Annotated in this window: 6 protein-coding genes; all 6 read right to left on the bottom strand. The window is 43.5% G+C overall.

Annotated features, from left to right (window positions below; all coding sequences use genetic code 11):
- Positions 1-6: 6 nt before the first annotated feature.
- The gene (locus tag JJ941_RS00320; RefSeq protein ID WP_290960756.1) at positions 7-7,263 is read right to left on the bottom strand and encodes a BspA family leucine-rich repeat surface protein; all 7,257 of its coding nucleotides are present in this window, start codon (positions 7,261-7,263) and stop codon (positions 7-9) included.
- A gap of 330 nt (positions 7,264-7,593) precedes the next feature.
- Positions 7,594-16,116, bottom strand: coding sequence for a BspA family leucine-rich repeat surface protein (locus JJ941_RS00315; RefSeq protein WP_290960753.1), 8,523 nt, complete (start codon positions 16,114-16,116; stop codon positions 7,594-7,596).
- Positions 16,113-16,505, bottom strand: a complete 393-nt coding sequence (locus tag JJ941_RS00310; RefSeq protein WP_290960750.1) for a response regulator transcription factor — start codon at positions 16,503-16,505, stop codon at positions 16,113-16,115. The genes JJ941_RS00315 and JJ941_RS00310 overlap by 4 nt, the downstream gene beginning before the upstream one ends.
- Positions 16,506-16,759: 254 nt before the next feature.
- A complete protein-coding gene (locus JJ941_RS00305; protein WP_290960748.1) occupies positions 16,760-18,979 on the bottom strand; it encodes a PKD domain-containing protein in 2,220 nt (739 codons plus the stop codon).
- Between the two features lie 336 nt (positions 18,980-19,315).
- Positions 19,316-19,966 carry a response regulator transcription factor gene (locus JJ941_RS00300; RefSeq protein ID WP_290960745.1) on the bottom strand — a complete coding sequence of 217 codons (651 nt, stop codon included), beginning with the start codon at positions 19,964-19,966 and terminating at the stop codon, positions 19,316-19,318.
- On the bottom strand, positions 19,951-22,968 hold the full coding sequence (locus tag JJ941_RS00295) for a sensor histidine kinase (protein ID WP_290960743.1): 3,018 nt from the start codon (positions 22,966-22,968) through the stop codon (positions 19,951-19,953). Before JJ941_RS00295 ends, JJ941_RS00300 begins: the two co-directional genes overlap by 16 nt.
- Positions 22,969-22,972 lie beyond the last annotated feature (4 nt).

The following is a 22,972-nucleotide window of genomic DNA, read 5'->3' as shown; positions in this document are numbered from 1 at the left end:
GATGATTTATTTAATCAGCATCATCTTGCGGGTTTGCACATACTTACCGGCCACGATTCGGTAGAGGTACATGCCCGAAGCCAGGCGAGAGGCGTCGAAGTTAACCTGATGCCAGCCGGCCCGCTGCCGTTCACCGTTCACCAGGGTGGCTACTTTACGGCCCAGCATATCGAATACTTCAAGGCGGACCTCACTGCTTTGCGGTACGCCATAGCGAATTATGGTGGAAGGGTTAAACGGGTTCGGGTAGTTTTGATGCAATTTGAAGTCCTCCGGAATCTGAGCCATAAGTTCAGCTGAAGTTATAAAATTCGGGTCGGTGCGTACTTCCAGGGTATCCAGCGACACGATGTTCTCGTTGTTAGCCACCTGTATAGCTACATAAAAAGTGTCCGCATCGGCCCGGGCGGTGATGGCCAGTTCTCCGTTGGTGTTCTCGAAGCCCACGGTTTCAACTGAATCGGAAATGATATCGAATTTGAATTCCAGCTCATTATCGGGAGTGGCTACATCACTTACGTAATCCCAGAGTTTGAGAATACGGGTATCTTCGGTTCTTATTTCATAGGGATTTGGCAATCCTTCAAACTGCGGCTCATCATCTACCCCCTGCTGCCCCCCCCAGGCAACGATCATATTGTTGGCCTCACGCAGTGCCTTCATGGCGTTGGTACCGGCTTCATCCAATTCGATAGCACCGATATTAATGCTCACCCCATCCTGCAGGTCTCGTTTCGACCATTCCACGAACATTTTACTGGCATTCTCGGAGCTTAAGCCCGAACCCACCAGGAAGCCGGCGATGGAATCCGGTTTAGCATCAGAGTTATTGTTTTGGTTCAGATCCGAACTGTTCTGATTTGTGGGAGAGGTAATTTCAGGTTTACCATTTATGGCTCTGCCATTGGCAAATTTACCGGTCACCGGGTCAATCTCTGTCGAACCGTTCATTGCCTGCTCTTTTGAGCTGCCGGCTTTAGCCAATGCATTTTGATTGCTATCTGTGCCATCAGTGTCCTCATTCGGAGCTGCATCAAAGTATTTTACATTGGAAACATCCCAGCTGCTTATATCCTGATTGAAGGATGTGGCCCCCTGGAACATACTCCCCATGTTTGTTACTTGGGATACATCCCAGTCACCGATTCCCTGAATCGAAGATGTACTGCTAATTTCTTTTGCCATTACTTCATTACAATCATCATATTTTGGGGTGAATCCAAAATTAAAACATATTGCACCTAAAAACATTTCATCCATTATTGGGCCATGACTTAAATCCCAATGTAAAGCCTGATTGAATTTAGCAGCACGATCAAACATTTGAGTCATATCCGTAACATTTGAAACATCCCAATTTTTTAATGGTTGATCAAAAGAAACAGCAGCCAAAAACATGTATTTCATGGTTGTTACAGATGAAACATCCCATTCACCGATAGGTTGATTAAAAGTTGTGGCAGTAAACATTTGAGTCATATTTGTAACGGATGACACATCCCATCCACCGATAGGTTGATTAAAGTCAAGGTTAAAAACAAACATACTTGACATATTTGTAACAGAAGATACATCCCAACTGCTTATATCTTGGTTAAAGATTACTCTACCTCTGTTAACTAATACTCCACCACTACTAAACATCATTGACATATCTGTAACAGAAGACACATCCCATTCGCCGATTGGTTGGTCAAATTTCGTGCTATATTGAAACATAGCACGCATGTTTACAACTGAAGATACATCCCAGTGACGTATATCCTGATTAAAATCAGGGGCATTGGCAGTAGAAGTATTCCAAACCAAACCAGAGGAACTAACTAACGGACCCGAAAACATCTCTTCCATTGTGGTGACGTCTGAAACATCCCAACTACCTATCGGCTGGTCGAAAATTCTGTATCCATAAAATAACCTGGACATATCCGTTATACCTGTAGTTACACTTCTCGCAAGTTCAGGATGATTGTGATTACTTTCCAAAAGCGATTCTATTCCCTTTCGATCCCTTCTCGTAACAACCCAAACCTCCTTGTCATCACCCTTTCCAACAATAGCATACCCCTTCTCACCTATTGCGGCATCATTGCCAACAATAGTAACACCATTTTCAAGGACTTTGAAATTTGTGTATAACTCTAGGGTATCAGACTCAGCAACTTCCAGTACACTTAACTCCGGTATTTCTACCGTTACTTCCACTTTAAAATCAATACCCTGCGGGAAGGCAATCTGAATTCCTCTCATAACCAACTCCCATATTTCTTTTTCAGCATTATAGGTTGGGGCACTAAAACCAATCAGATCAATCCCCTCTGCAATATTCATTGCTTTCCATGTAATAGTCGCTTCCTCATTGTTAAGTGGCACATCATCACCTAATAGTTCAACTGTGAGTATGGAATCTGCAGAAAATCTATCCGGAGTTACCTTCAACGTGACCTCACTTAGACCCAGTCCGCCGTCAATGATCGTCCAGTTGAAATCATCGATTATTTTCTGCCGGCTGCTTGCAGACCTTCGGGAATAATAGGTGCTGTCTACATCCAGTGTCAGATTCATAGGTAGCGCTTGCTCCGACCATTTGATAAGAAGCGAATCGTAGTTAATAATCGATAGGGCCGTTCCTTCAAGAAAACCTTGCGATCCAGCCTGCATAAATTCTACAGACTCTATCTGCCAGTCACCCAGATCCTGATCAAATGCCGATGCATTGTTCAGCATGTTTCTCAGGTCTGTAACCTTACTTACATCCCAGTCTGAAATATCCTGATTGAAAGCCGATGCAAACTGAAACATATCTCGCATGGTGGTCACATTCCCTGTGTTCCACCCGGTGATGTCTCCATTGAATGCCGTTGCCCCGTCAAACATAAAGCTCATGTCTGTAATGGTAGAAACATCCCAGTCATTTAGGTCAGCATTCACATTTTCAGCAGCAAAGAACATAGCGGCTAACGAAGATACATTACTAAGATCAGGAGCATCTGTGGCTTTGTATTCCATATTTCGTGCCCAGGCAAACATACGCGTCATATCTTCCCACTTAATCGAGCCCCAGCTCTCTAAAGATACCAACTGATCGAGGTCACCATCGGTATCCGGCATCATATGGGGAAAAATTCCTCCAATTGTAACCGTATAAGTTCCTGACGTTGCATACGTATGTGAAGGATCAGGGTCATCGCCGGTGTAAGTTTCCAGTGTTCCATCCCCCCAATCGATGGTGAAATTAAAATCAGTAATTTCGGTACCACCACCTGTTGGAATGGTAACTGTTTCATTTGCCGAAGTGGTTACCCATTTCGTTGTAAATTCATTAGCTGAACCCCCATCGGTAATGGTCCAACCCAAATCGGTAAGGCTATTATAGCTTGAGGTTGAAATGATTGAACGCAAAGAATTCCCAAACGAAATCTCAATATCGGAGTTGGATGTGATTTGTTCGGCCCAGCCAATAAGGGTAGAATCATAGTTTGATGTTGTTAAACCACTGTTAGTCATAAAACCAACAGATATTGGCTCAGAATAACCCGGTATGGTACCATAGTAATCAAAGGTTTCTACATTTCGGATATCCCAGTCGCCCAAATTCTGATCAAATGCTTGTGCCGCCGCAAACATCCCCCCCATATTGGTCACGGAGCTTACCTCCCAACTTGAAATATCCTGATTAAAATCTTTAGCTCCCCCAAACATCAGTTCCATATTAGTGACCGATGACACATCCCAATCAGAAATATCTGCATTGAAAGTTGAATTTTCTGTGAATGATGCAAACATCCACGCCATACTTGAAACGGAGGAAAGATCCGGTGTATCCAGATTTCTTAACTCCAGGCTGTCAGCCCCTGCAAACATCGATGCCATACTTTCCCAATGGATATCTCCCCATAGAACCACACTGCGAAGATTTGAAATAGTAGCTCCTTCCACACTTGCATTCATCTCAGGAAAAACGCCGGCTATTCTGATGTTTTTGGTACCAAATTCGGTATAGGTATGAGATATAATCGGTGCATCGCCGGTAAATTTTTCTACCGTTCCATCTCCCCAATCAATAGTGAAATCAAAATCAGAAATTTGATCTCCTCCTTTAGCTCCAAGTTGAATTGTTGGTTGCTCTGAAGTTACTTCCCAGATAGAGATGAACATATTGTATCGACCCCCATCGGTCAGTGTCCAACCTTTAAATCCAGTTAAATTACCATGAGCTGCGGAAGCGGGGCCATATTTTGCAGTGCCTACATTCAACGAAAGATTTTCAGGCAGGTTAGCTAACTGATTCCATTTATGAAGGAGCATGTCATAGTTCTGTTGAGAGAAACTACTTCCTTGTAGAAAACCGAAAGATCCGTTATCCAAGCGGGTGGCGCTACTTATATCCCAATCACTTATATCTTGATCAAAAGAAACAGCATTCAAAAACATTGCCCCAAAGTCGGTTACCTGGCTTACATCCCAATTTGCTAAAGGCTGATTGAAAGCAGCCGCATTTGCAAACATACCAAACATGTTTGTTACAGCCGATGTATTCCAAGTGGAAACATTGCCATTAAAAGAATCGGTATCCTGGAACACTCCTTGCATATTGGTTACAGCAGATACATTCCATTGACTTAAGTCCTGATTCAAGGAATCCGCATTCTGGAACATTTCCTTCATATTGGTAACATTAGATACATCCCAAGTGGTAATATTGCCATTAAATATGGTGGCTCCATCAAACATAAAGCTCATGTCGGTGATGGTGGAGGTATTCCAATTACTTAAATCTCTATTCACTTTTTCAGCGGAAAAAAACATTCCCGCAGTTGACGTTACGTTCGTCAGATTAGGTGCATCTGTGGCATTGTATACCATATTTCGTGCCCAGGCGAAGGTGTTCACCATGTTTTCCCATGCATTATTACCCCATTGCTCAATAGAAGATAATTGATTCAGATCTCCATCTGCACCCGCATTCATGTAAGGGAAAGTCCCTTCTATTTGTATGGTATGCGTACCCGCTGTAGCGTAAGTATGGGAAGGATCCGGATCATCTCCTGTAATTCGCTCAATAGAACCATCACCCCAGTCAACAATAAACTCAAAATCAGTAATTTCTGTGCCACCAGTTGTTGGTATAGTTACTGTTTCATCTACACCCGTAGTAGTCCATGTAGTGATGAAAGCATTTGCAGGATCTACGGAAAGAACTTCGTTCACGGTTACCTTAAAGGTGTCTTCAACCGAAAGTTCACCATCACTTGCATTGATCGTAATATTTACTACACCAAACTGATCTTGTTGTGGGAATAATCGAAGTGTATCTGTTTGTATTAAGCCACCTACTAACGATGGATTATCAATTGCTGATACACTATAGGTTAACGTTTCCGGTGAACTCTCAACATCACTAAAACTAGTACTAAGGATAATCTGATATTCCCCAGAGTTTTCATCAACCGCTACGTCGGCAATTGGTGTGCTTACTACTGGTGCATCATTAACAGGATTGATAGTAATGGTAAATGTATCCTGCGCGGTAAGTCCTTCACTGTCTTCCGCCTGAATAGTAACACCTGCAGTTCCTGATGAATCGGCTACCAGGGTCACTACCAGGTTATTATTACCATCAATGATTGCATTCAGAATGGATGAGTTGCTGTTAGTTACCGAATAGTTCAGATCCGCATCGTTGTCTTCTGCATCACTGAATATAAACGTAAGGTCAACAGGACTAAGAGTAGCATCTTCCTCTACCGAAAAATCTTCAATGACATTGGTAACAGTAGGTGCTGAGTTTATGGCCACTACTTCCACATAACTGCTGGAGACCGTGGCTCCCGCATCGGTGCCGTCATTCGGGGTGATATCAACCCGCAGGAACTTCCCGGCATCAGCACCCGCCACCGTGTAACTGTCACTGAAAGCCCCAGATATAGCTGCCGCATTGGCGCCAGCTCCGTCATCGGCCCGGTACCATTGGAAGGTGGTTCCCGATTCAAGGTCGCCTTCCACGTCGTTGTACTCATAGCTTACCGACAGGGCATCTCCTTCCTCGGGAGCCTGTCCCGGATCGTTGTCATTGCTTACCACCAGGTTACTGGCTGTGGGGGCAAAATTGGTTGGCCCGAAGCCCAGATTCCGCAAGGCGGGGTAGCCGTCCATCTCCCAGGTGCCACTAAAGTCCCAGCCACTGAAGGTTCCCTGGGTCTGCATTTCGGCCGTGGTTTTACCCATACCGCCTGTGCTGCTTCCCTGCCCGGCTGTGGTAGAGTCCCAGTAGCTGCTGGTGTAGGTATTGCCTAAGCCTCCCAGCGTGTAGTCATCTTCAAAACCTACCAGCCCGCCCAGGTTCACCGCCGAAACATCCCCACTTACCGCTCCGGTGGCATAGGAATTGGTAATGGTTACGCCTCCGAATACCGCACCAACCAAGCCCGCTACATCATCATAACCCGTTACCGCCCCGGTTGCAAAGCTGTTACTGATGGTTAGGGCGATACCACCACCGGCACCACCTACCAGTCCACCTACCTGAGCTCCAAAACCTGATGTCTCGGTTACAGTACCTGTGGCATAACTTTCCGAAATACTTCCCCCGTCGATATATCCAACAAGTCCACCGTAATAGGCAAACCCTCCGGTTCCCACTACTGTGGCTGTAGACCATGCGTGGCTCAGGTTTGTGGCAAACTGGTTCCCGATCACCCCTCCTACGTTATCACCACCGGTTACTGAACCCGTCACAAACACCGAATCTACCGTTGGCAGCGGGTCTGTTTCCGGGTTATCCACTACCGTTGAGCCAATCAAGCCCCCAACATTGGTAAAACCGGTAATATCCACTTCCGCCAGCCCTACATTGGTGATGGCTCCCGGACTCCCCAGGTATTTGAATAACCCAACACCTACGCTATCGGCCTGATCCATATGTAAACCAAGGATGGTATGGCCATTACCGTCAAAGCTTCCGGTAAACGGGATGGGCATAAACAGTTCTGTATCATCCGCCCCGATGGCTCGCCAGCCGGCTCCTCCGTTCCAGTAGGCTCCCGAAGGATCACCGGTAGCCGTAGTCAGATCAATATTGGCTGTCATAATAAAATGGCTGCCCAGGTAATTCCGGACGTTGTCCAGGTCGGCTGCCGTTGCTACCTGATAGGGATCACCTTCGGTTCCGGACCCGCCCGAGAACTGAGCAAAGGCCGGATTCGCCCCAATGAATAACAGAAAAAAGAGAGACTTAAGCGCCAACGTAATAACGGTTTTCATAATCTTTGGTATGTATTTATTCTAGAAAAAATGAGTAAAGTCCCGACATTTTTAGTGACTACTTTATTGCGGGAGGAATGCTTGATCTTTAAGGGAGAGTTACATCACATCTAATGCATTCAGGAAGCATTTATTTAATGAAGGGCTGACCCTATGTGCCAACAAACCGGTTTATACCCATTTAATGATGCGACTAATCAGCTTTTTATTCCATAGGCAGGAGTACTCATTCGTATAGGTACAAGTACCTATATTTCACTTAATGATTATAAAAAAGCCTCACTCAAATTAATGAGTGAGGCTTGAATTGATCTGTGATCAGAATTCGGCTTACTTGATCAGCATCATCTTGCGGGTTTGCACATACTTACCGGCCACGATTCGGTAGAGGTACATGCCCGAAGCCAGTCGGGAGGCATCGAAGTTAACCTGATGCCAGCCGGCCCGCTGCCGTTCACCGTTCACCAGGGTGGCTACTTTACGGCCCAGCATATCGAATACTTCAAGGCGGACCTCACTGCTTTGCGGTACGCCGTATCGAATTACCGTAGTCGGGTTAAACGGGTTCGGGTAGTTTTGATGCAATTTGAAGTCCTCCGGAATCTGAGCCATAAGCTCAGCTGAAGTTATAAAGTTCGGGTCGGTGCGTACTTCCAGGGTATCCAGCGAAACGATGTTCTCGTTGTTAGCCACCTGTATAGCTACAAAGAAAGTGTCGGCATCGGCCCGGGCCGTGATGGCCAGTTCTCCGTTGGTGTTATCGAAGCCAATCGTTTCTACCGAGTCGGAAATGATATCGAATTTGAACTCCAGCTCATTGTCTGGTGTAGCCACATCACTTACATACTCCCAGAGTTTGAGGATCCGGGTATCTTCAGTAGCAATTTCGTACGGATTGGGAAGTTCAGCAAACACCGGCTCATCGTCCACGCCTTCTTGTCCACCCCATGAGATCTGAATACCTGTAGCTTGCTGCACTTCGTTTAATGCTGCTGCACCCAGCGCATCCAGCTCAATCTTACCGATATTAATACTTTGAACCGCCTTATTAATCTTGTCTTTCCAGCCAACGAACATCTTGCTGGCATTCTCAGAGCTTAAGCCTGAACCTACGAGGAATCCGGAAATAGAACCTGGAGTCGTAGTATTTACTTTTACCTGCTTATTTGTGGTATCCGGTGCTGCATCAAAATACTTCACATTGGAAATATCCCAGGAACTTATGTCCTGATTGAACGCTCTCGCTCCCTGGAACATGCTGGCCATGTTGGTAACCTGCGAGACATTCCAATTCAAGGTGCTTACAAATTCTTTGCCATTTACTATTTTTGTTTTCTGCCGAGGTGCATTTCCGTTGTTGAATGACCATGCCCCTGAAAACATAAAATTAGTATTTTCAACTCCAGATATGTCCCAAGAACTTAGATCTTGATTAAAAAGATAATTGGAAGAAAACATAGATCTCATGCTCTTTACAGATGATACATTCCACTTTCCTATTGGTTGATCAAAACGTGCTTCATCACTAAACATAGAACTCATATCGGTTACCGAAGAAACATCCCAATCGCCAATTGGTTGATCAAAATTTGTTCTATAACTAAACATAGAACTCATATCGGTTACCGAAGAAACATTCCACTTTCCTATTGGTTGATCAAAACTTGTTCTACCACTAAACATAGAACTCATATTAGTTACTGAAGAAACATCCCAATCACCAATTGGTTGGTTAAAATATGATCCGCTAAACATAGAACTCATATCGGTTACCGAAGAAACATCCCAATCGCCAATTGGTTGGTCAAAATATGACCCTCTAAACATAGAACTCATATCAGTTACCGAAGAAACATCCCAATCACCAATTGGTTGGTTAAAATATGATCCGCTAAACATAGAACTCATATCGGTTACCGAAGAAACATCCCAATGACCAATAGGTTGATTAAAACTAGTATAAGGAGAAAATAGGCCACTCATATCGGTTATCCCGGTCGTAACCGTTCTTGCCAATTCGGGATTTTTAGTGCCAGCCTCAAACAATTTTATAATTCCATCTCGGTCTCTAAGTGTAAAAGTCACTTCCTCGGCCACTCCATCTTTATCCAAATCATAGTTTAGCACATCGCTTTCATCTACCTGTGTTCCCGGGTAGGCCTTGATGGTAACCCCATTTTCTGCGAAATAGAACTTACCGCCGTATGTATTTTCATAAATAATAGCTTGAACTCCTTCTTCACTTGACCCTGTTATGAAAAGATCTAAATCTCCATCATTGTCAAGATCGTTCACATTCAAATGACTGTAGTACATATCCTCAAGATCAAGGCCAAGTGGTGAATAGGTATATGATCCATCGTTGATAAACACGTCAGTATATCCTGAGACAAGTGTAGTGGCAGTTTCTTTTGAAATCATACCGGAGACCATGATATCCAAATCACCATCACCATCGATATCAGTTAGTTTTGAATAACCAGCTTCTGCAAATATATCAAACTCTATCCAATTGACTTGGCTGTTCAAAAGGGTAAAAGAACCATCTCCGTTGTTTTTATAACGGTAGGAGACTAACTGCGCTGAAGTATCGATACCAGCAAGTAACAAGTCACGGATGCCATCTTGATCGACATCAACCAATTGTATATCGCCTTTCAATACACCCTTAAGCTGAGCTTCTAAAAGTGTAAAGGCGCCTGATCCGTCATTCTCATAGATGTTCGTTAACAATTCGCTTTTATTATTGCTTCCAGTTACGATAAGGTCCAGGTCACCATCTCCATCGATGTCTCCCCAGGTTGTCGCCCCCAGAATTAATCCTGTATCACTCAATTGGTTAGCCGTAAAGGAATCATCGCCCAAATTACGGTAAACCGTTGTTGTCGTACTGTCATTCTCATTGTTACCTGTCAATACAAGATCCAGGTCACCATCTCCATCCATATCTCCCCAGGATGATGTTCCACCAAATACTCCTTCCAAATTAGTTGCTTCCAGGGCTGTGAAGCCGCTTGGTGTATTCTTATAGATTAATGCGTTTGGAGTACCATTTTCTTCCTGCCCTGTCATGATGATATCCAGATCTCCATCACCGTCCATATCACCAAATTCAGAGGAGCCATAGTACAAACCAACCAGATCACTTGTGCTTTCGGTAAAATGACCTACTCCATCATTAAGGTAAATCGAAGATATAAATGAGTTATCGCCATCTACACCGGAAATAAAAAGGTCATCGTCGCCATCTGCATCTACATCTCCAAAACTGGAAGTTGACAAACCAACACCAGCCACCGATGCATTCAGGCTATCTAACCTTACATTACCTTCTTTAACGATCACGGAAAATGTCTTTGCTAAAGTAGCTGTTCCTTTTTCATTGGTAACACTGACCTGATATTTTCCTCCCGTCATATTTACCGGCAGATTAATAGTCAAAAGTGTTGTTCCTGCAACTGATTTGGGAACTACAGAGGTACCTGAAGTTTCTCCAACTTTTGTTAACATAACTGAATGTTCGGAGGGTGATTTGCTAAACCCGGAGCCATACAGAACAATTTCCGAACCCGGAACGGCACTCATTGGGATTGATAAAGATAATGAAAGAGGAGCTGTAATCGCTTCTACTTTACCCGGAATTGGGCTCTGAGGATTATTTTGTAAGTAAGGATAACTCACAGAGTCTCCGGTCATGATTGTCCAGGTATTTGTGAAATCAAAACCCGCATTGGCAAATGAAATCGAATCTCTCATTGCCGATTCTGTTAATCCCGAAGTTTCAATACCGTTTGAATTCCAAAGGACATTGGTTTCTACGCCAGAAAGTGTGCCTGCAAAGTAGGTATTGGCCAGAGTTATATCGCCAGACCCAATTATACTACCATCACTAGTGAGGGTGTTTATAATATTGGAAAGTGAATAACTGTCAGAGATCGTTCCACCATAGGAATCGCCTACAATAGCTCCTGGTTTCCCCCCTGAAACTGATCCTGTTGAATAGCTTTTGCTGATGGTCGTGTTTCCATCTAGAGAAACCATTTGACCAGCCAGCCCGCCTACCGATTTATAAATATTTGAACCTGAAACATCACCGGAAAATAAACTTTCTGTGATGGATCCGTTACTCTTCAAATATCCTGCTATGCCACCTACAAATCCACTTGTTGCACCTGTTGTACTTATCGTACCAGTTACATGAATATTGGAAACTTCACCTCCATTTATTGAACCAATAGCTCCAGTATTTAAAGATTGATAGCTTGAAATATTCACATCAATAAGCCTCAAGTTTTTAACTGTTCCCTCCAGATTTCCGACCAACCCTACACTCCCAGCATCGTTGATATCGATAAAAAGACCGCTAATAGAGTGATTATTTCCGTCTAGGTTACCTGTGAAATCATTAGAATTCTCATCGAAGAGTGGAACCCACCCTTCACCTTGGTTGTAAGGAGAAACGTTTAGATCTATGTCCGAAATCAGTTTATAATGAAGGTCCAAATTAAAACCAAAACCAGTTCTGTTCACATCTCTTATTGCATTGAGTTGGTCGGCCGTGGCAATAAGATATGGGCTTTCCTCTGTACCTAATCCACTTTCAAAAAGGTGCACTAAATGTTCTGATGAATGTTTAACTACAGTTGATCTAACATCACTTAATTGAATTATTACACTTATATAATCAAACTTATCATTTTCTTTAATCGTATAGGTTGACCCCGTACCTACTTCCGTATCGGATCCTCCATCATTGATATTCCAAGTATAACTCGCGTATACAGCGTCGCCGTCTGCATCGGTATAGGTATATTCAGCAGTAATCGTCTCTCCTACTTTAAATTCACCAACTATACTCACGGATGTGATAACCGGTGGAGTATTTGAAGACTGAATTCCCGGCTTGGGGTTTTGCAGGTTGGCCCGTAAATACGGATAACTCACAGAGTCTCCTGTTACAATTGCCCAGGTATTGGCAAAATCAAAGCCTGCATTTGAAAAAGTAAGAGAGTCTTTCATGGCAGCGGTGGAAACATCAGTAGTTTGCTCACCACCTGTGTTCCAGTAGGCGTTGGACTCTACGTCTGAAAGTGTGCCTGCAAAGTAATTATGGGTTTGGGTTGCTCCATTAAAGCCAACAATACCGCCTTCAAAAGTACTTCCTGATACTGTTGCCAGTGAATAACTGTCGGAAATTGTACCTCCATCAGTTACACTACCTACAATACCACCAGCTCTTTCGCCTGAAACTGATCCGGTTGAATAGCTTTTGCTAATGAATGTATTATCATCCCCATCAGATTCAATATCACCGGCAATACCACCAACTTCGGTTCCGGTAACCGTCCCATCAAAAGAACTTTCTGTAATAGATCCATCATTCCATAGCGCTCCGGCGATACCGCCTACACCACCTGTGGAAGGGAATGTAGATGTAACCGAACCTGTTACATGCACATTAGAAACCACACCACCCGATACATAGCCAATGGCTCCAGTAACATAATCATTAGAGGCTGTAACATTTACATTTGTAAGCTTTAAATCGCGTACAGTTCCTAAATGGAACCCAATCAACCCAACATATTCATTGGTACTATTATTTATGTATAGCCCATCAATCGCATGGTTATTGCCATCTAAAGTCCCTGTAAAATTAATACCCACACCTCTTGAAACAGGAACCCATCCTTCACCTTGGTTATAAGGGGCTACATTAAGGTTGATATCATTTATCAGTTTAAAATGTCCATCTAAAGTATAGGGTTGTTCGGAATACACATCTCTCATTGCATTCAGCTGAGCTGCCGTGGAGATCAGGTACGGATCAGCTTCCGTTCCGGTACCGCCTTCAAAAGGAATTGCCTTTACATGATCACTTGTAACGGTATCGCCATAAGCCGTACCATCAAATGGGATAACCTCTACACGTAACTCGCTAAAAGTATCCTCCGTTGTGATGGTATATAAAGAGTCTATCGCCCCGACAATCTTTGTTTCAGATTTAACCTCACTGGAATTAACCCATTCTGTAGTTTGTCGGTACCACTGGAAACTTGCTCCTGCATTCGCATCGCCATCAGCATCACTAAAATCATAGGTAGCCGCAATGGTTTTTCCTGTTTTTGGATAGCCGGTTATTCCGGCATTGGATGCCAAAGGTGCTCTGTTACCCTGATTAATAGTGATGGTAAATCCTATTTCATAACTATCTTCTCCCCCATTATCTGTACCTCCATCATCAATTACTTTAACGCTAACTACAGCGACTCCGGTTGTATCTTGTAAAGGAGTAAATGTTAACGTACCCGCGTATTCGTAACCACCTGAATATCCGGTACCAGCAATTACGATCTCTGGTTGGACCTCAAACAAACTTGAATCCTCAGTACTAACAGCATATTCCAAAGGCTTCTGACCGGATTCATTAGAAGGTCCTGGCTCAAAATATGCTATAAAAAGAGCCTGTGAAAATAACCCTGAAGTATTTAGAACAACAGGGTTTCCATAGGTAATTTTCGCATATGGCGCATCATTAACAGGGTTTACTGTGATTAGAAATGTTTTTACCGTTTGATCGGTACCACCATTTCCTGCACCGCCGTCGTCACTCAGTGTTACCGTAACGGTAGCCGTGCCACTACTATCGGACGAAGCCGTGTAGTTAAGAGTTCCTGTGTTGAGATCAATGGATGGCTGAGCTGAGAATAAGGCTTCATTATCCGACTCAACAGCTAAACTTAAAACCTGCGCAGACTCGTCTGCTGCTCCTTTAGAACTAACCGTCAAAAAGTTTTCTACTGTTTGTTCGCCAGCGTCCTCGTTAGAAGATTGGTCTCCGGCTAAAGTAAATACAGGACCATCATTAACCGCGTTCACAGTTATCGTAAAGCTTTCCTGTACGGTCAACCCTTCGCTGTCTTCAGCCTGAATCGTGATATCAGTTGTTCCATTAGCATTCGATTGCAAAAGAAAGCCCAGGATATCCTGCGTATTGTCAACCGAGGTGAGTACTAACGAGGTATTGGAGTTTGATACCAATGAGTACGTCAAATCCGCATCATTTTCTTCGTTATCACTAAATACATCGGTGAAATTGATGGGGTCTACAGAGCTATCCTCGTTTACCGAAAAGTCCGCAACGGCATTGGTCACAACCGGAGCAGTATTCCCCACAAATGCCTTAAGCGAAGGATATCCGCTCATCACCCAGATATCGGTCAAGTCCCAGCCGGCACCCGTGAAGGTGCTTTGGGTTTGCATTTCGGTGGTTGTTTTACCAGTAATTCCGGTAGTACTACCAGTACCTGTAGCGGCAGCCTGACCACTGCTTTGGGTATCCCAAAAGGAATTAGTGGCTGCTGCAGAGATATATTTTTGACCAATAAAACCCCCAACATTAGAAGATCCTGTAACAGATCCCGCAGAAAAACTCTTCGTAACAGTTCCGCTGTTATAATTACCCGCAAAACCACCTACATTAGTATCTCCACTTACAGAACCGGTGGCGAAACTGTTCTCCACATTATCATAACTAAAACCAATAAGCCCACCTACATTATTCGCGCTTCCGGTGGCATTACTGGCAGAGTAACTTTTTGAGATGGTGCCCAGACTATGAAGTCCGACCAGGCCGCCGATGTCTTGTGTTCCGGCTACCGTTCCGGCTGAATAGCTTTCCGTTATACTGGAATTGTTTAGCCCAACAAGTCCCCCTACTATCGCTGATCCATCCACATCTCCATCGGCATAACTACCGGAAATGGTTCCGTTATTCTCACCGGCCAGTCCCCCGGTATTTCCACCTCCGGTTATTGAAAGTTGTTCCAAACCAATGTTCTTGACTGATCCGCCATCACCAATAACGGCAAACAGGCCTGCATAATCTTCCGTGGAGCGGTTAACAGTCAATCCTGTAATTACAAATCCCTGTCCGTCAAAACTTCCGGTAAAGGGTGAACTACCGCCAATGGGTACAAATCCTTCCCCTGAGTTCCATGTGGAGGTTGCTGATGCATCCAAATCATTATTCAATACAAAATGTAAAGAAGGGCTGTCTTTCAAGGCTTGCAGCTGCTCGAGCGTTCCCACCTGGTATGGGTCGGCTTCACTTCCGGTACCTCCGGCAAAGCTAACCGCAGGTGTTGTTGGCTCAGCTGCAACAGGACCCTGAAGTGCACTTTCCTCCTGAGTACCTGCTTCGGTGCCATCACCTGGGATCACCGAAAAACTAATGTATTTACCTTCATCAGCGCTTGTCAACGTGTAGGTAGCTGCATCGGCTGTCGGAATTGGAGTCTTCCCGCTCCCTGCTCCATCATCACTACGGTTCCATGTATATACAGAGCCACTTTCGGGATCACTATCGGCATCGCTATAATCATAGGAACCGGTTAATGTTGATCCCACTTCTAAAGTCCCTGAAAAAGATACATTGCTAGCCACCGGAGGGGTATTTCCTCCGCCGCCTGAACCACCACCAACCGGTCCTTCCAACATACTTTCTGCCGGCATACCGGTGTCCGTGCCGTTAGAAGGAGTCACTTCAAAACTGATGTATTTCCCATCATCGGCCACTACCAGGGTGTATAGAGTATCCGTAGCTCCGGTAATTGCCGTCCACCCACTTCCAAATTCGTCATCGGCCCGGTACCACTGGTAGGTTGACCCATCTTCGGGAAAACCATTCGGGTCATTATATTCATACCTGCCGGTCAGGGTTTCACCGACTTCCAGGGTTCCACTGATCTCAACAAAATCAGCAATCGGCCCGGATGGCGGAGGCCCGAACTGGGCCCATAAAGAAGTAACATTTAACAATAACAGAGATAAAAGAAGGATCAGTTTTTTCATAACGTATCGGGTATATGATGTTGAGAAGACAGCATGGGCATGATGTCTGAAAGATTATTTTTTGACATGAAGCCTAACGTGGATAGATGTCTTGCTTTGTCCCGTAATGAGGAACTATTGTAGCTGGTTACAAACAGGATTTTAGCTGATGAATCTTGTTGAAGAATAGCTTCAGCCGCTTCAATCCCATTCATCTTTGTCAGTTGAAAATCCATGAGTATAACATCCGGCCGGGTTTTTGGGAATTGCTCGATAGCTTCTTCACCGCTCTCGCATTCAACCAGCTCGAGCGTGTGTTTGCCATTTGAGAAGTCCTTATAGCCCAGTGTTAAGATGTTTCCCAGAAGTCGTCGCATAGCTGCGTGATCATCCACGATCATGATTTTCATTCAATGAAATTATTTCGTTGAGGAGGGCGTATGCACGAAAAGAGCCAACGATTCGGTATTTACCCATTTGAACTTAAAATCCCCTTAGGTCTTCCCGAATACAATAGGCAGGAGTACTCATTCGTATAGGTACTTGTACCCAGGAAGTTGATTTTTCACCTAAGTACCTCATAAAGAAAAAGAGACATCTGCTTACGCAAATGTCTCTTTCAATAGCCTATAAGAAATATATAGTGCCAGTTCTGCTAACTTGTTTATTTAGTACGACCCTGACTTTTGGCTACGCTAACATCAAAGCTTTCAGAACTTTCATTTCCGGCTGCATCAATGGTAGTCATCAGAATGGAATAGGTTCTGCCGCCGCCTTTTCCACTGCGTTCAGCTCGTACATATACATCATAAGAACCATTCGGATTAGCCTGTATCTCATAATCAGAATCAGTATTACCGTCTCCTTTTCCATTCGAAGATTCGCTGCTTGACACGGTAACTTCCACATCAACAGCTCCATCTACAAGGTCTGTTGCGGTAATTCCGGTAGCAACTAATACCATTTTATGGTTTGGTGGCCACAACTTATCTGTTTGCTGACTGTAAGAAATTACAGGAGCAGTTGTATCAGTGATTTCAATAATCACTTCATCGCTGCCAGCAGCACCTTGCTCATCAGTAACTGTCAGAGTAAAGGTATGTTCACCTACACCCAGATTCACAATCGTAGTTGCACCGGTGTCACCATTAGACCAAGAGTAAGTAAGATCGTCACCGTCGGCATCAGTACCACTACCACTCAATGTAACGGGGGTGGTCGGGCCGGTTGCTTCTGCTGTTTGATCTGCTCCTGCATTGGCTGAAGGAGTAGTATTAAGAACGGTTACAGTCACATCATCTGAGTCAGTAGCTTCGCCATCCGAAACTGTGAGGGTAAAGGTGTATTCGCCATCAGCAAGGTCTGCAGTAAAGGAAGCATCTGTTGAAACTACAGATGAACCATCCGACCAGCTGTAGGTTAAAGTATCTCCGTCCGGGTCAGAAGATCCTGAACCATCCAGGGTTACAGGTGTCGTGGAACCGGTCGCATCTTTAGAAATATCGGAGCCGGCGTTGGCTATCGGAGCTGTATTGGTTGGCTCAATTGGAGGAGGAGGCGTTCCGCCGAACGATTCAGTAGTTTCCAATCTGAATTTACCCCCTGCAAGTCCACCACCATCGAATATGACAAATGTAAGTTTATGATCACCATCTAAATCTAGGCTGAATTGTCCAGGACTTGATGTTGCCTGATAACCAACTAATTCAGGATTACTTCCATCGGGCTCAGACAGATATACCCAAGAGCAGTTATCAGCTATTAGTTGAACAACAAAATCCCCGTTTCCGGATACATTAGTCTCGTACTTACTCCAGTTATGCCCACCAGGACCTCGTGAATCAATGCTGTTGTATGAGTTAATCCATTTAGCATCAACGGTTCCATTTTCCCAAGGATGTGTTCCAACTTCATATGCTTTATGTGGATTTACCCAGTTTGCTGTCAGACCAAAATCATTTTCCTGATAACATACCGTTGTTACCCAATTTGGATCAGCTGAAGAAGGAAATATGGGATCATATGTATCCACCGAAGAATCGCTTATATACACATTTGTAACCGGCTCAGCACTTTCCACATTAGCCCGCACTTCACTGATGGTCACATTCCCACCACTGGCTACATTACCATTGTTCCCCATATTCACAATAATACCGTCTATATCAGCAAGGTCTGCTTCTGTTATACCAGAAAAATCAGATGCTGAAACAGTAAAAGTAAATGGTGTTGTTTGAAAAGGAATTTCAACTTCTCGATAGAAGAAATTATTTCCTGTCCCTGAAGAAAGATAAATGCCTGCACTCCACTTTGACCCGCCTTGCATATTGGTGAAATCAATTTCAAAACTTGTCAAGCCCGAAAGATCAAGATTAAGTTGATACGTAGTAGGGTCACAAGTAACCTCGCCCCAAACGATGCTTCTTTTTTGACCGCTAAGGATCGGATCTGAACAGCTTCCATACCGTAAGTCAATTAAAGATGAGTGAGTCGATGAGCCGCTGTATGCTGCAACCATTTCCCCTGGAGTTGAACCGGAAACAGATAAATTGACTGTTCCTGGTGAGTTTTCTGATCCGGCCAATTCTCTTCTGTCACCTATTGGACCTGATCCTTCGTATAAATCACGACCGGTTCTTTGACTTGCAAAAAATCCTGTAAGTGGGCCAACAGATTGTGCCCCCTCATCAAAAGAATCAATAATGATTACTCCATTTGAAGAGGCCGTTGAGGGTGCCTCGTTATGAGCAACATTATCACCAGATAATCCACTTACAGCATTCATCTCTGGTTCATCAACTGCAGAGGTTGGTGATTTTTGACAGGATGTAATCAGCAACCCCGCAAATAACACCATGCTTAATAATGTTTTAACGTTTTTCATGTTATCGATTTTCATTTTATACCCTATTAGTATGTATTGTTAATTGGTAGTTCTTTTTAGTTCCCTTGGTTGTCTTTCCATAGAAACTCATACAGATTTGTTTTTCTATTAAGGTTGGACCACCGTAGGAGAGATGATTCCCAAGGATCACCGACGCACTTCGGACTGATCTTTGTTTTCATTCATTGGATTTATTTTGAAGGGTTTTACACGAAAAGAGCCAACGTTTCGGCTTCAACCCTTACCCATATCAAACTAAAATGCTCTCCTCTCTCCACGAATACAATAGGCAGGAGTACTCATTCGCATAGGTACTTATACCTATAAATTCGTTAATTATACCTTTGAAGCGTGTTCGACTGCGAATTTCAGAAGGGCGTGAGCTCCGCTAAGTCCAAGTTTGTTGCAAATATTATTGCGGTGATTTTGTACCGTTTTTATACTGACATTGAATTCATCAGCTATTTCCTGGCTCGTTTTCATATCGGCCACTTGCTTGATGACTTTTTTCTCGGTTTTAGTAAGCAGGTTCAAACCATCCTTGTCAGTGGCCGGGGTAAGAAGCTTTTCATTTCGTTTGATCAGAAAATCGGACAAAGCCGGGCTCAAATAGTGTTTACCACTCAATACTGTTTTAATACATTTAAAAATTTCCAAAGCGGTGTTTTCCTTCAGCACGTACCCTTTTACCCCAACATCCATGGCTTTATTAAACATGGACTCGTCTTTGTACATAGTCAGAAAGATGATATCGATCTGAATTCCCTCTTGATGCACCTGTTTAGCTACTTCAAAGCCTGTTAGCTCCGGCATTTCAATATCGAGTATGGCAATTTGAGGGCTTTGTTTGCGAATATGATCCAAAGCCTCCTTCCCGTTCTCGGCAGTTATAATTTCAAAATCCTCATGGCCTTCCAAAACCTGCTGAAGTCCTTTCATCATCAGAGGATGGTCATCAGCTATCAACGTTTTTACGACATTGCCCATTCTTTAACCGGTATAACTATTGTAATTGTAGTTTCTTCCGTTTTTCCCGAATTAACGGATAAGGTACCCCCGAGAGTTTCAACCCTTTCATTCATTCCTGACAGACCAAGCCCACCTGCATTTAATTTATCGCCAGGGTCAAATCCAATACCATTATCCCATATCATAGCTTTTAATCCTGGTTCTGCCCTTCGGATAATTACAGATGCTTCTGTAGCTTTTGAATGTTTGAAAATATTGGTTATCCCTTCCTGAATAACTCTGTAGAAGTTGATTTCTTTGTCTTTGGATATCACCTCATCAATATCGTCCACATGGTAACTCCATTCTATAGAAGAGGAGTCCTGAACCTGACTGCATAAATTGTTCAAAGCTTCAGTGAGTCCAAATTTCTCAAGGTGAACCGGACGTAATCCATGAGAAATAGACCGGACGTCCTCAATAGAGGTAACCGCACTTTGCATAATTTCATCAAGCTGTTCGTCCAGTTCCGCAGGTTGATCAACAAATTTTCGAGCAAGCTCTGCCCTGTTTTTTATAACTAAAATTTGCTGGCCAAGACTATCGTGTAGTTCAGATGCAATCCGCTTTCTTTCCTGCTCCTCCGATTCAATAAGCTGTTCGGTAAAGCGCTTTTGTCGTGCATTCTGTCTTTTCAGCTGCTCTATTCTCAAATAATAGATAAGACCAATTGTACCAATGATCAATAACCCCATTAAGGTATAGAACCAGCCTGTTTGCCAGAAAGGCGGTATAACCGTAATGGCTAATGAAGCTCCCTCCATATTCCAAACTCCATCGCTATTACCGGCAATCACTCTAAACGTATAATTGCCGGGCGGGATCTTTGAGTAGAGTGCTTCTCTTCGATTTCCTACCTCGATCCAGTCATCATTCAAACCTTCCATTTTATACCGGAACTCCACCTTTCCAGGTTCTGAAAAGCTTATAGCTGTATATAAAATTTCCAAATATGAAGTGTTGTAGGATAGTGATATACCAGAAGAAAGCTCAACAGGCCCCTCATCTGTATTTAGCTTTTCGATATAAACCCGCGGTGACACCTCATTTTTCCTGACTAACCCGGGGTTTACCACAGCTACGCCGGCTACGGTAGGAAAATAAATACGACCTAAAGAATCGGTAAAAGTACTTGGCTGAAATCCCCCGTTTGTTTCGGCAGAATTCATGCCATCAGCTGCTCCGTAAGAATTGGATGGTATGTGATCAATTTCACCGTCCAAAAAGCCATTCAAGTCGCTTCTATTAACACTCGATATGCCACGATTACTGCCCATCCAAAAATTACCCTCTTCATCTTCAACAATGTGTGAGATAATATTGTCATATAAACCATCCTCTTCGGTAATATTTAAAACCTCATTCCCGTCAATCCTGAAAAGTCCATTGCCATATGTTCCTACCCAGATGTAGCCATTGCCATCTTCAAAAATTGCGCGAACCGGTGGTTGTTTTTCTTGAAAAGAGCCCGGTTCATTACTCAATAATTCAATTTTTTTCATTTCCCCGCCATCGATTCTGTTTAAGCCGGCCCTTGTACCAATCCACATTCTTCCACGGCTATCTTCAAATATCGTTCGGACACTATTGTAGTAAAGCCCGTCTTCTATTGTCAGATTCTTAAAATAATCTCCCTTGTAAACAAATACCCCATCATCAGTGAGCACCCAAATTTGACCCTTTGTATCTTCTGATATTCCAAAAACTCTACCTGCAGTGAATCCATCTTCATCACCAAAAGTTTTAGCCGGTCCTTCCAAAGTCGGGAGATAACGTAAATCATTTGAACCAATCCAAATTCTTTCTTTTGTATCCTGATATACTGCCCAGTTACATTTTCCTTCGAATATTTCGTTTAAATTTGGATAGGTAGCTTTGAGTCCGTCCCAATAGTAAATACCCCCGCAATTAGTTGCAAAAAGAGCTTTTCCATCGTTTAATTGAGCCAGAGAAAGCATTTTCTCATTATTTAAGCCCTGATCTATGTCGATCATATGAATTGGAGTTGACCGGAGTTTAAATAATCCATCTCCGTCTGTCCCAAACCAATAATTCCCTTCGTTATCCTTTAAAACACTCCGATAAATAACATTCAGCTGCCCGGGAATCGGGGTCATTTGCCTGAATTTATCTTCTTCCCAAATAAGGATGTCGCCGGGGAAATTAATGATGAGTTTCTCTTCATCAAATCTCTCAAACCGAACAAAATTATTGTTGCTTGCCCCGTTTTCTGTATCAAATACCTGACGGGAATTTCCATTTTGAATGAGCACCCCATTATCAACCGTTCCGATGAACAGCTGGCCTGAGTGCTTTGGGTATTCAATAACTTCTATATATCCAAGATGGGCGTTCTTTTCCTCGTTCTCGTAATCCTCTATCTGAATAACACTGTCGCCTGCCGTCTTCACAATTTTATACTCGTATGCAAGCCAAATACCTGAACTATCATTCTTGATTACTTCGGCTAAATCAGAATCAACAATTAGTTCTTTCTTTTCAAATTCAGTTCCTGTAAAACGATAGGTATCTCCATACGCAGTCGCCCAGAGCACTCCCCTCTCATCTTCGTTTAACTCAATCCGGCTGCCTCCTTGCTTTCCAAAATCATACGTTTCTATCTTGCCGCCTATATATCGCTGTACATACCCCAAATCACCTTCCAGAAATAACCAAATCCCCCCCTTCCGGTCTTCATATAATTCGAGGATACGCTCAGTCGCCAATCCTTTTAAGTTAGACTTATTGAATACCGTAAATGAATTGCCATCAAAACGCACCAATCCCCCATAGGTAGCCATCCATAGGTAACCATCTTTCGTTTGAATGATATCATTAACGGAGCTTTGGGGAAGCCCGTCTTTAAGACCAAACTGTGTGACTACAAAATTCTGTTCACCTATAGTTTGGCCTTGCACACCTGTAGCACAGAGTACCTGAAAAGCCAACAATAAGAAAAGGGGTAATACTGCTTCCTTCATACAT

The organism is Gracilimonas sp., assembly GCF_017641085.1.
GTDB lineage: Bacteria > Bacteroidota > Rhodothermia > Balneolales > Balneolaceae > Gracilimonas.
This window is presented reverse-complemented; position numbering and strand designations above follow the sequence as displayed.